8 protein-coding genes are annotated in these 12,349 nt (G+C 54.9%); 5 read left to right on the forward strand and 3 right to left on the reverse strand.

From position 1 onward, the window contains the following. The first annotated feature begins 457 nt into the window (after positions 1–457). The gene (locus tag VGN12_28130; GenBank protein ID HEY4313351.1) at positions 458–1,552 is read left to right on the forward strand and encodes a DUF1559 domain-containing protein; all 1,095 of its coding nucleotides are present in this window, start codon (positions 458–460) and stop codon (positions 1,550–1,552) included. Positions 1,553–1,647: 95 nt separating this feature from the next. On the opposite strand, the gene VGN12_28135 is transcribed toward VGN12_28130, so the two are convergent. Beyond that, positions 1,648–2,274: a response regulator transcription factor gene (locus VGN12_28135; protein HEY4313352.1), complete on the reverse strand. Its 627-nt coding sequence runs from the start codon at positions 2,272–2,274 to the stop codon at positions 1,648–1,650. 301 nt (positions 2,275–2,575) lie between these two features. Here VGN12_28135 and VGN12_28140 point away from each other — a divergent pair, with 301 nt between their 5' ends. The 4 genes from VGN12_28140 (at position 2,576) to VGN12_28155 (ending at position 7,823) form a co-directional block, all read left to right on the forward strand. Further along, complete coding sequence (locus tag VGN12_28140) at positions 2,576–3,163, forward strand: ECF-type sigma factor (protein ID HEY4313353.1); 588 nt, start codon at positions 2,576–2,578, stop codon at positions 3,161–3,163. Positions 3,164–3,184: 21 nt separating this feature from the next. After that, complete coding sequence (locus VGN12_28145) at positions 3,185–6,865, forward strand: protein kinase (GenBank protein HEY4313354.1); 3,681 nt, start codon at positions 3,185–3,187, stop codon at positions 6,863–6,865. A gap of 19 nt (positions 6,866–6,884) precedes the next feature. Beyond that, positions 6,885–7,451, forward strand: coding sequence for a hypothetical protein (locus VGN12_28150; protein ID HEY4313355.1), 567 nt, complete (start codon positions 6,885–6,887; stop codon positions 7,449–7,451). A 63-nt stretch (positions 7,452–7,514) separates the two neighbouring features. Continuing rightward, the gene (locus VGN12_28155; GenBank protein HEY4313356.1) at positions 7,515–7,823 is read left to right on the forward strand and encodes a hypothetical protein; all 309 of its coding nucleotides are present in this window, start codon (positions 7,515–7,517) and stop codon (positions 7,821–7,823) included. A gap of 1,471 nt (positions 7,824–9,294) precedes the next feature. Here the strand turns inward: VGN12_28155 and VGN12_28160 are convergent. Continuing rightward, positions 9,295–10,665 (reverse strand): hypothetical protein, encoded by a 1,371-nt coding sequence (locus VGN12_28160; GenBank protein HEY4313357.1) that lies wholly within the window; start codon positions 10,663–10,665, stop codon positions 9,295–9,297. 306 nt (positions 10,666–10,971) lie between these two features. Then, positions 10,972–11,838, reverse strand: coding sequence for a PEP-CTERM sorting domain-containing protein (locus tag VGN12_28165; protein ID HEY4313358.1), 867 nt, complete (start codon positions 11,836–11,838; stop codon positions 10,972–10,974). Between the last annotated feature and the right edge of the window lie 511 nt (positions 11,839–12,349).

Raw genomic sequence — 12,349 nt, forward strand, 5'->3', positions numbered from 1 at the left:
GGGACTTCCACCCCCAGCAATTCACTCATGCCCAGCGCACCCGCTTCCGCTGCGCTCCAGCTCCAGACCACGGCCGAAGAACAACAGCACCAAACTCTAACTTAAACACCGGTATCTTTGGTGGGGGCAGGTCAGGCCGGATCCGTGATCAGCAGCGTGGGCCGATGGCCCGGGGGGACTGGCTCGATGATTTCTTCCGCAATCAAAACACACTAGTTAAGTGACGGACGGCCTACTCGTACGTAAGAACTACCTACCCAATCAACTCCGGGATTTGGGGCACAAAGGCGTTTTGCAAGGCTTTCATTTAGTCCATGTGCAGCGTTCGACGTGCAATTGGCAAGCGGCTCCTTTAGACTTGTGCTCGTTGCCGATCTTCCATTTCGACGTTCAGCGGAAAGTCCGACACGCTATGCACATTTCCAGATACACACGTGATCAAAGAGTTGGATTCACGATGGTAGAATTACTTGTGGTAATCGCCATCGTGGGCACTCTGACCGCTCTGCTCCTTCCCGCCGTACAATCCGCTCGAGAAGCCGCCCGTCGCAACCAATGCTCCAACAATCTCAAGCAACTGGGATTGGCATTGCACAATTATCAGGCGAGTCAGACGGTTTTTCCCCCAGCGGCGATGTATTTCAATGCCTCGGCAAGCGCGAGGACGTCATCCGTTCACATGGCGTTATTGCCGTACCTTGAACAAGAAAGCGTTGCTCTCGCGTCTTCAAATTTATCCAGCCAATCCCTTCAGCAACAAATTCCAACGTTCGATTGCCCAAGTGACCCATGCGTAGACGCGATCGTGGATGGTGGTGGGCCGAATCCCGATGCTTTGACGTATCGCTATCCCATTACTTATGGTTTCAATTTTGGAACGTGGTTTCTTTACGATTGGGCGCGAAGGGTCGCAGGCGATGGCGCATTTCTCATCAATCAGTATCTAGGCCCCAATGCGGTCAACGATGGCCTCAGCAACACACTTGCTGTAGCCGAAGTCAAGGCTCAAATCGCATCCGGTGGATTAAGAATGGGTATTGGCTACATTCGCGGACTAAAAATTCCGAACTATTCCGATCCCACAAACCGATCTATTCTCACCACGCCGCAGGCGCTCTTTGCCCGTATTGGAGTAAATCAGAAGCAAGCAACTTTCAGCCAAGACGGCAGCACGCTCAACTCTAATCTGCACCTCGACTACAGTAGTCCGAGCGTCGTTCAGTCAGGATTCACAACGGCCTTCGCGCCGAATACGGCAATGCTGGTTACTGTTACCAATCAAACTGTGGGTACAGGGGCCGAGGTTGAGCAAGGCGGGGACCAATTGCAAGCCGTTACGGGAACCTTTGACGTCGATTATGTATCCCTGCCTGAAGGAGCCATGACCGCGGATATCACGTTTGCAGCCGTGAACTCGCGCAGTTACCATGCGCGCCTCGTCAATGCTTTGTTTATGGATGGTTCCGTCCGACCTGTTAGTTCAAGCGTTGGATTGCTAGTCTGGAGAGCGCTCGGGACGAGGGGCGGTGCCGAGATCCTTGGAAGTTACTGATGCTCGTGACGCTTCAGCGCGAGTCAAGGTGACCAAGGCCTTAAAACGTAATCTGGGTTTGCGGCTGCTTTCAAACTCGCGATCCTGGGCCCAAATCAGTCACGCACCAATCCATTTTGAACGGCGTAGCGCGTCATATCGACGTTCTTATGCAGATTGAGTTTTCGCATAACACGTGCCTTGTGATTTTGGACGGTATTCTCGCTGATCCCCAAGACTTCCGCGCACCGACGCGCGCTGAATCCAGCAGCGACGTACGTAAGCACCTCGACTTCCCGGTCTGTCAGCAATCCAGGATTCATCGGACAGCGTTTATCTCGATCAGCGGTTGGCGACCTTGCATAAACTTTCTCGCCGGCGAGAACGCGCCGAATTGATGCCTCAAACTCCTCCAAAGAATCGCGTTTAGTAAGATACCCCATGGCACCGCAGTCAAAGGCTCGCTTGACCTGGAAGCTACGATACGCACTGTCGATGAAAATCAGCCGTGCGCCAGCATGAGACAGCGTCAGGTTCAGCACTGCTTCACTGCTGCCAGGCATTCCCGCATCTACAAGCACGAGGTCGGGTGCTCGGGAATTTGCTGCCAGTGTCAGTGCCTCGGTGTGGGTAAAAACGCCGATAATCTCGAAGCCCTCAAATGACTTGAGCAGCTTGGACAGCAGATCAGCCACTAGCTGTTGGCCATCGGCGATCATAACCGTCCAGGACGTCTTCTCCATGAGCAAAACTCGCTTTTCGAGTGGTCTATAAGAGATGCAGCGTCGGGTCGCGCGACAACCGACCAGCTGCTTCTGCTGAATCGGGGCGTCAATGAGAAGAAGCTAGCGCTCGGTTGAATCTCGGTTAGGCTGCAATGCCTCGAAAAAAAGTTGCTCGCCGCCGCGCCGAGTCCGTCTACCTTTAAAACCACCAAATCCTGCCAAAACAGCTCACAAAAATGTTGATTTGCGAGCGTTGATCGGAGCGAGTAGACTCCGAAACTGGCGATAACCCCAATGGGCATCATGGTTTGGCATTCTCATGACCGGATCAATTTCAGATTGGCTGGACGCGTACCGCCACGGAGACCGGGACGCAGCGCAGCAATTGTGGAACCGCTACTATGCTCAACTGGTGCGTCAAGCCTTGAGGGGGTTGCGGGGCGCACCGCGGCGTTTGCGCGACGAAGAGGACATCGCCCTTAGCGCCTTCAACAGTTTTTGCCTCGCCGTTGAAGCCGGCCGATTTCCGAATCTCTTTGATCGATCGGACCTTTGGCGCATTCTGGTCGCCATTACCGCCAAAAAGGCACTCAACGAACGGCGTTATCAGCGGGCCAAAAAGCGGTTCTGGTTCGATGCGTGGTCCGCGCCGGATCGCGATTCGCTCAGGCCAGATTCGCTCGTCGGGAAGGAGCCCAGCCCGGAGCAGAGCGCGGAAGCCGCCGATCATCTCTCCAGATTGCTTTCCATTCTAAATGAGCACCTATTACAACAAATTGCGATATGTAAGTTGGAAGGATATACAAACGCGGAGATCGCTCAACGTCTGGATTGTTCTGTTAGTACAGTTGGACGTAAGATAACGATCATTCGAGATACATGGATCGAGTACTTCGAACGTCAATAGCTCTGAACGGATATTGCTTTCATGGCCAAGCGCGAACTATCCATTGCGCTGAAATTAGAGATTGACGCTGCGTGCGATGCCTTCGAAGCCCGCCTGCAACGGGGCGAACATCCCAATATCCAGGATGTTCTTGCCACTGCTTCGCCCGACGCTGTTCCGCAGTTGGCGGTTGAATTGTTGAAGGTAGCAGTCGAATATGCCGGTACTCGGCCTTGTCGAGCAGAGTGTGATTACGAGACTAGCACCACTTCAAAGAGTCGCACACTTCACGACAATCCAAGACTTGACGGCGAGTCACTAGGACTTCCGGTCCGTCCACAATCCCTAAAGTCAGACATCCCTGTTCTTCCGCCGGGTATACACTCAATCGGTGATTTCGAGTTACTCGAGCTGATCGGAACCGGAGGTATGGGTGCCGTTTATAAGGCACGTCAGGCTAGCATCAATCGACTTTGCGCTGTCAAGATTCTCAACTTGGATCGATGGAAGGGGGTCGCGACGCAAGAACGTGCCCGCGCCATTGATCGATTCTTACGCGAAGCCTGCGCGACCGCCGCTCATGAACATCCGAACGTTATCAGCGTCTATCACGGTGGATGTGCCGACGGAACCTATTTCCTCGCCATGCAATTCGTCGAAGGCAGTAGTCTCGCTGAGCTCGTTCGGGAAGCTCCCTTTGAGAACCAGCGCGCCGCAGAGTGCCTGGAGCCGATTTGTCGGGGGCTGCACGCCGTTCACACCGCTGGGATTTTGCATAGGGACCTCAAACCAAGCAACATCCTGATCGAGCGGGCAACCGGACACGCATTTCTGTCTGATTTTGGGCTCGCAAAAATTGATGGGAACCAGGACTTGACGTTGTCGGGAGACACCTTCGGCTCGCCACCGTACATGTCGCCAGAACAAGTGATCGACGCTGGTCGGACGACGGTCGCTTCCGACGTGTACGGCCTAGGGGCGACAATGTACCACCTGCTCACCGGCCGTCCTCCTTTCCAGGCAGCAACTGTCCCCGGGACACTACACCAGGTGCTCTCCGACGACCCTGCGCCCCCTCGTCTGCTAAATCCTAGCGTCGACCGAGATATTGAAACCATTTGTCTTAAATGCCTCGACAAAGATTCCACGCGCCGATATCCGACCGCCCTAGCGGTGGCAGTCGAACTGCAGAGGTATCTCGCCGGACATCCGATCGAAGCCAGACCATTGCGCTGGACCGGAAAGGCGATGCGGTGGACTCGGCGACATCCGGCCACGGGAGCTTTATTAACTGCATTACTGGCTACGATTATCTCTGCGCTTTGCGTAACGTCGGTGCTTTTAGTACGCGAACGAGCATCGACGAATCGCGCTAATTCCGCACTTGCTGAAAAAGGAAAACTGCTGAAGAGTGCCTATCTCCGTTCGGCATCACTCGATCAATGGCCGGTTGCAACGAGCGCCATTCCTTGGGTTGCAGCAAGCCTGGCCGTCGATGGCGAGTCTGATAAGGACTACGTTGACCGGGTGCGCGCAAGGCGACTTTTTAATACGTGTCCACGTCTTATTCGACAAGTTGACCATTCGGCAGACATCGTCGTATCGAGACTTCGAGAGGACGGGAAGCTCGCATTCACCGCGGACTTGCACGGCAATGCTTGCCTATGGGAAACGAGCAATCCACGGGCTCTTCCCAAGTCGCTGCCGCATCCCTCCAGCAGTCGATTACGAGCGGCAATCTTTACTGCCGATGGAAGCAAGCTGGTCACAAGCAGCGCCGATGGATGGGTTTATGTGTGGGATGTGAACGCCTGCGAGCTTTTGGCCAGCGCGAAGTGCCATGCGAAGCCGATTAGCTCGCTATCGCTTAGCCGTGACGATCGATGGCTCGCTACGGGAATTGGCGATCGGACGGCGCGAGTGTGGGACTTGGCGTCACTTGAATCCGTGACACCGCCTCTCCTGCATGGCGGTGCGGTTACGGCAATTGCTATTTCGTCACAGATGCAATGCCTCGTGACTGTAGCTTCGGACGGCACGCTATCGACTTGGACGATACCCGAAGGTCAACAGACTGTCTATCAAGCGCCGAAGGGTAATATTCTTAAGACGTTGGCCATCGATTCAAGTGGGAAGCAGTTCTTGACCGCAACGTTGCCGCGAGGAGTCCAGCAGTGGGGACCGTCATGGCCCGAGAAACCCGATCGACTGATCGATACGGTCAGTGCAGTCGCGAGTAGTCATCTCGCAGCGAACGACGGAGAGGCCATCATTTCGACAAGTGCGGGGCAGATCCTGCAATGGTCGACAGCGACCCTTGACTCGCCCATATCGACACAAGCGGTCGGAGCGGGCGTTCGCAAGAGTGTGTTGAGCCACGATGGGCTCATGCTCGCCGTCTGCACAAATCACAATGCGATCGAATTGTGGTCTCGGGCGGACTCCAAGCCATTTCGCAAAACCGCAGAAATCTCCCGCAACGGCCTAAGGCCGACTGGCGTTTCCGTCTCTTATAACGCGAAGACCCTTCTTTCTACGGAGTCGCGACAGGCGCGGGTGTGGGACACGGAATCCAGAGGAAATTCGCTCGTTACATTGGCCAAATCGAATATTGCTAAGGCATACTGCACGCCCGATCAGAATTTCCTCGTCGTCGGAGACGGCACGACTCGCACGGCAATCCATCACCTCGATGCGTCACTGAAGGCTTTCCATGAGATTCAGCACGTTTCACAGCCTGTGTATCCCCTTGCGCAACACAAGTCGCCCTTTTTGGTCATCGGCGAAGCGGCAGGACATATACATGTCATCAATCTCCAAGATCGAAAGGAGATGATCTGCGATTTTTCGGACTTGGCTCCTATTACGGCTGTTGCCGTATCGCCGGACGGGCAGATGGCGGCCGTCGGAAATCCATTCGGCCGGATCCGGCTCTTCACAACAAGCGACAGCATTGCCCGAGCAGACTTTAATGCAGACGAATCGGTGCATTCATTGGCCTTTGACGAGGCGGGCTCAAGTTTATTGGGCATTTGCCCAACCAGTTTCTTCCGTTGGACCATCGGCTCAATCGAGAGACCACAAGTTAGTCCTATCGGGCACCGAGGAGTATTCTTGACCTCGGCGTCTCATTCCGCGCTCGGAACCTTGCTTCTAGACTCGCAGCATCAGGTATGGGCGTTTCCTTCTAAAGACTTTGGGGGTGCGGCACAATTTACGTTGGAGCAGCAGCCGTATGCCGTTTGGTCGAACGAGGATAATTCGTGGTGTGCTGCGGCCATGCCGGGAAACGAGCTGCGCGTTATCGACTTTAGTGACGGTCAAGCGACGTCTACCTTCATGTCGCATCCTGGAAAAATCCAATGTGCGTCTTTTGGGGCTAATAATCGCTTGGTGGTAACGGGCTGCGAAGATCATTTTATTCGCGTTTGGGACGTAAAATCCGCGGCCTTGGTATGTCAAATTGCCACTCCCGACCCCTCGGAAGTGGTCGCCTGCATTTTTGCTGAGCACTTAAACGGAGTTTTGGCGGTATTTACTAGTGGACAAGCGATGTTCGCCGATTTACGGCCGGACGATCGGTCCGTGGAGGAAATCGAATGCGAGGCCCGGCTAGTATCGGGTCAACACATCGATCACACGGGAGCCCTATCACCAGTAAGCGCAGAGGGTTTGGAGCGCGACTGGCGGATACTTATGGGCTCGCAGGACCCGTCACACTAGATAACGCACAGGAGCCTTCATGCCTGCTCTGCAATGGAAGCAGATTAGTGCAAGCGACCAGGAGTATTGTCAGCAGTTTGTCAAAATTATGCAGTTCATGGATGGCCGCTACGGCATCTTGACCTCCTCGCAGTTTCAAGAGTGGCTGCAGGGAGACAGCGGTCCCTATGTGGGCCAGCAGCTTGCTGCATTCTGTGGGTTCTTGCGTTTGGAGGACGTGCCCTACGCTTCGAGAATGCAGTTTGCGTTACTTGGTCGGTACAAGGCCGGCGAGTCCCTTGCGCATTTGATGATGCTCGGCTGGACGCCGACCACAAGCCAATGCGAGCCAGATTTTCTTGACGGCATCGTCGATGCCATATTGGCCAAGGGAGTTGAGTGGCTGGGGACGTTAAGCGCGCCGGTTGCGGTCAAAGTCATTTCCACCGTCCGTCCGAATTCCATGCGGTACAAGCAAGCGCAGCGCCTACACGATCGATTCTATGCCAGAGCTATTGCCAATTCCTCGGCATCCGCATATATCCGCCTGGCTCGTGAACGAGTGCTGCCAAAGGCAGCCATCTGGCATCTACAGCTAGTCGCCTGACGACGACAGATCGCTCAACCTTTGCTCATGAAGAGCAGGTTTTCACCGCATAAGGGATCTCTAATGGGCTATTTTACAATCGCGTTGAGCGTGGACTCGACTGCCACGCTGAAGGACGATTCTTCAATTACCGTCAATGTACAGGTCATCAGCATCGAGCATTTCGACGGGAACGTGTACCTCAATTATTGGTCCACACCCGATGCAGACTACATCGACCCTGCCAGTGACATGGTTTATGTACCGAAGAGCGGTACCACCAATACCACAGTAAACGTGGAGGTCCCCACCGGAGAAACGGTAGTCTTCGAGGCCTTCGGTACAGGTGACGATGAGTCCACTGGTTCCGCGACTATTGATCTTACAGGCTAGAATCGCTTGCCAAGGACGTGAACACATGAGCACGCCCCGAAGGATCGATCAACCTGAGGACCGTCGATTGCAGAAATGAGCGACGACCCATTCTGAATGCGTGGCTCGAAGTCGCCACCTGCGGGTGGCCGACCAGTGGCCGCCGGGCGTCGAAGGATAGACGGCCTCTGCATACGATGACGCGAGCGCCGAACCGCGAACGATGCGAAGGATCGCATCCCAAGACTTGGGCGAGCGAGGGCAATCGGACTGGAAAGAGAGCCCGAGTGATTCCCTGAAGAGCGCTACTGTGCCCGAAACATTCGGAAAGCGCGCTTACAGCCGTCGAATCGTGCGTGGCGGAATTGCATGCACGATCAATGCCTACCTCGAAGAGTGTTCATTCCGCGCCCGCTGGTTTTGCGGCGCGTGCAGCAACGGCAGTTCGACGCCTCTCGTCCATGCGACTGCCGATGACGCTATTGCTATGGCCTCAATTGAGCTACGTAACCATTTGCTCACGAGCCATGAGGTGGACTTCATGACACTCGCTGAATGCACATCTGTTCAGTCAAAGTAGCCTTTCGAGCGTTTCCAGTGCCTGCCTCGCCCTGCGTAACGAGCCTCCAGTGGCGTGCATGAGCTTTCTCGCTGCCTGCAAGTCCGATAGTGAAACCAATCCTTTACGCATTGCCCCCCTTTCATTGCCAGCCAACTTACGTCGAACATTGCTGATCTGAGACGCAGTCACCTTGATCCTTTTACTGGCGAGCGCTGCAATTATCTCCTTCTGAGACGCGTTGGGGCTCTTTTTCAATGCTTCGCGTATCTCGGCAGACTTATTCACGCGTGTCTTAGACATAATGCGTCTCTCGCAATGCGTTGGCTGTCAGATCCCAAAGAAACTGAACTACTCGCACTAATTCGCAGAGTCGAACGCCCACTGCATCCACCAAAAGGGGTTTGCGACACTTCGTGATCTACACGAAATGGTACTTCAGGTCAAAGCGGCTATGCGAACTAGTCCGGTACTTTTCCATCTCCCGATCATAGCAAATCGAAAAACCTCAAGGGTTCGCCTGACGGCGAGTGATTTAGACCCATCGCAAGGACATTAACATCTGACCGCAAATCGAAGCGGAAGGATATTTAAGCGGACCGAAAGGATAAGCGACTCAACATCAGACTAGCTCTATCGTCTTCCGACCTTCGCGAAAGTCGTCGCGGTGGTATGCGCGGCATTCACGTGGCTTGAATTGTTGGGCAAAGGGACGGCGAGGAGCGATTGCAAACTACGTTTCTACGTTTAGCAAGTCCAGTCTGAGCATTAATTGACCTGCTGAGCATCTCCCGTAGACGAAGCGCCTCGGAACCGAAGCAAAAGGATCTCCGAGATGTTTCAGAACCGTTTCGACTGAGTGATCCATACTAGCCGGCAGGCACTGGCTAGGGCAAAGGGCTAGCCAGCGCCCACCAAGCGCATGTCGGATTACTACGTACCCGAGATAAGTGTCGGAGTGCCGACGTTGGAATAGGCGATCGACACTGTAGTCCCCATCCCCAAACGTGTGATTGGGTTGGTGTTGTTCAGCGTACCACTCGTGCCGTTGGAATCGTTAACCGTCAGCGAGTTGGTTCCAGTGCCACCGTCAACCACCACGGTGTAGACATTGTCCAGGTTATGATCGACCGCGCCGATGAGGTACGTGTCATTGCCGGCGCCGCCGGTCAATGTCGTGGTTCCCGTAGTCGTGGCTTGCACGTTGATGGAGTTCGCTGTGCTGGATGTACCGCCGGTTTGCACGGACACGTCGCCGGAGCCAATCATGTTGACGTTGATCGTGTCACCACCGGCTCCGCTATTCAACGAAACGTTGGTTGAGCCGAAATCCTCGCCCAGCCCCAGGTCGATCGTGTTACTGCCGGAGCCGGCATCAACGATAAGCTGCGGGGTGGAATAGGTAATGGTCGGACTTGGGGAGCCCAAGAAGGTGCGAGTCACTGTATCAGATTCGATTTGGTAGTTGACGGCCGCAGTGGTCGAATGATCATCGATTGTGACCGACGTAAATCCGTTTACGGTAAGTCCCGGCTGGATATTGTCGAGGCGCCCGGAGTTACCTACGGTTATCGTTCCGGCATCCACTTCCGAAGTGATGCCAAAGGCTGTGGACTTAACCGTCGCACTTCCATCGGCAGGCGCTTGAATGATCACGCCGAACTCGAGGTTTGAGTATGTCGCCACGGTCGTCTCAGTCCCGACGCGCGTGATCGAATCGTTGGTCAGGGAATAGCTCGGTGAGCCCGTCGCATCCCCTTCAGCGAAGCCAAACAGGGCGACATCGTTCACATCGACGTTGCCGAGAATCTGACCGTCGAGCGAATCCCCGCCGTCCCCAATGGCAACGATCGTATTGGCGCCGCTGGTGCCGTTGCCGCTGACATTGAGCGAAATGCCAGAACCCAAGGTCAGCACACTGAAACCATTCAAGCTGCCGGCGGTGGGCTCAAAATCGACCGTCGAGACCCCCGAAAAGGAAATCGCGGTTGAGCCGATGGAGAACGTGCTTCCCTCCAAGGAATAGACTTCGGAGACGGTATTTGAACTATCGTCAACATCCAGCGTATCTGAGGCACTATTGCCTGTGAATGTAACGGGAAGCCCGCTGGTGAGCACGGGCGTTTCTACAGTCAGGGAGTCGTTGCCAATGCTGCCCGTGATGTTGATCGCATTTGTATCCGCGACAGCGCGCGAGGCCACGACAGAAGCCCCATTAAGGACCTCGTAACTGCCAGCGACGACAGTCAGCGTCAAAGCCGAGGCACTAGGAGCGGTATAGTTCAGCGGTCCTACCGTAAGCAATCTTCGATATTCGAGCGATTCGACGCCAAGCCTTCTGCCGTTATGCCCTTTCGACGCAGAACACGGTGCAAGCCTGGTGGACCGATTCGATTTCCAAAACCACATGATTTACCCCTTTTTTTGATAGGTAATGAGACGAACGCGATCACTAGTGCTGACGGGCCCACGTGGCGCCGTCGGCCAGCCTTTGAAATGGAGCATGCCGCTACGCTGATGGACGTCTTCAGCGGAGCAGGAAAACGCCCACTTTTAGAGAATGAAGAGCGCCGCCGCGCCCCAACCCGCGGCGGCGAGGAAAGTCGCCCGCTAACGCGACTTCCGCATGCGACGCACGGCGACGGGAAGACAACCTACGAGCGCCATGGCCGCCAGAACGAATGTTCCCGGTTCGGGCACAGGCGCGCCGGGAGCCGCATTTGTCGCACCGATGCTCCCTGAGAGCACTACGTCCACGTCCAAGCCACCGGTGGTGACATTGACATCGACATAGACGGGAATGTTGATGGCGGTCACACCGCCAAAGGTGCCGATGCCGCCGTCGGTGAGCGTATTCGCTCCGGGAGTGCCGTCGATCGCGGTCGTCCCATTCAAGAAGACCGAACCGTCGGATCCGTTGTTGATGTTGTAATCCAGCGTTGTGCCGCTGTTAAACACCATGTTGATCTGGCTGGCGTCGAAGGAGCTACCACCGCTGATCGTGATGGCGCTATCACTGCTGATGCCGGCAAGGGCATTACGAACGGCCAGTTCACCGGCCAGAACAAGTGACGCCGGATTTTCGGGATCGTAGACGGAAAGGACCAATCCATAACTCGCCGGGTCCGAGCCGGGGGACGGTGGGTACGGGTTCATTGAGTCGCCCGCAGAATCGCCACCACCGCCGATGGCCGGCTGCATATCAGTTCCCTGATCGTCGAACGAGATATTGCCGCTATTGAAGGTTATCGCGCCGGACGCAATGGTCGCACAAAAAGTTCCACCGAGCGTGGTCGTATCGCTTCCTGAAGATTGAGCCGACGTGAGCAGCGTCGACGTCGAATGGTCGTAGATGGCGATACTCAGCGAACTGAAATCAGGATCCACATAGAACGTATCCGCGCGGGCGCTGCGGAAACCGGACAGCGCGCACGATGCGGAGACCAAAACTACGAGCGGCACGATGCGGGATCTCATGGGCCATTCCTTTCTCGACTAGAACGTCGTACAGGAAAAGAGCGAGGCAGCCACACAGCTCCTCGAAACCGGCGCCGATTGTCTCGCGCGCTAAGCGAAGATCAAGTTAAATCCCTATAAAAGAATCGAAGCCATTCGGCATAGTAATATGTATCCAGCGTAATTTACACGCGCTATATAAGTCATTGATGTTACAGAGAAGGCGTTGAGTAGCGGCATTTAGGGCTGCCGCTGAACGAAGCCGATAAAACACCAAGTTGCGATAACGTGCGAGACACTCGCGGAATTCCACGTTCCTCGGTTGAACTGGGGCAAGTTGCTCTATGTATCGCTATGGTCGCCGTGTTAGTAATTACGCGAGACATCAAACAGCACTAGAGCCGGTTTCAAAACTGTGTTGAAGTAAACTTGCGCCCTGTAGGGACTTCGGTTAAGACGGTGATCGAAAGGAGACTTTCGATGGCCAAGCGACACGATGTCGAAGTCAGCGATGAGCAGTGGGAGAAAATCA

The sequence above is a fragment of the Pirellulales bacterium genome (genome assembly GCA_036499395.1).
GTDB lineage: Bacteria > Planctomycetota > Planctomycetia > Pirellulales > JACPPG01 > JACPPG01.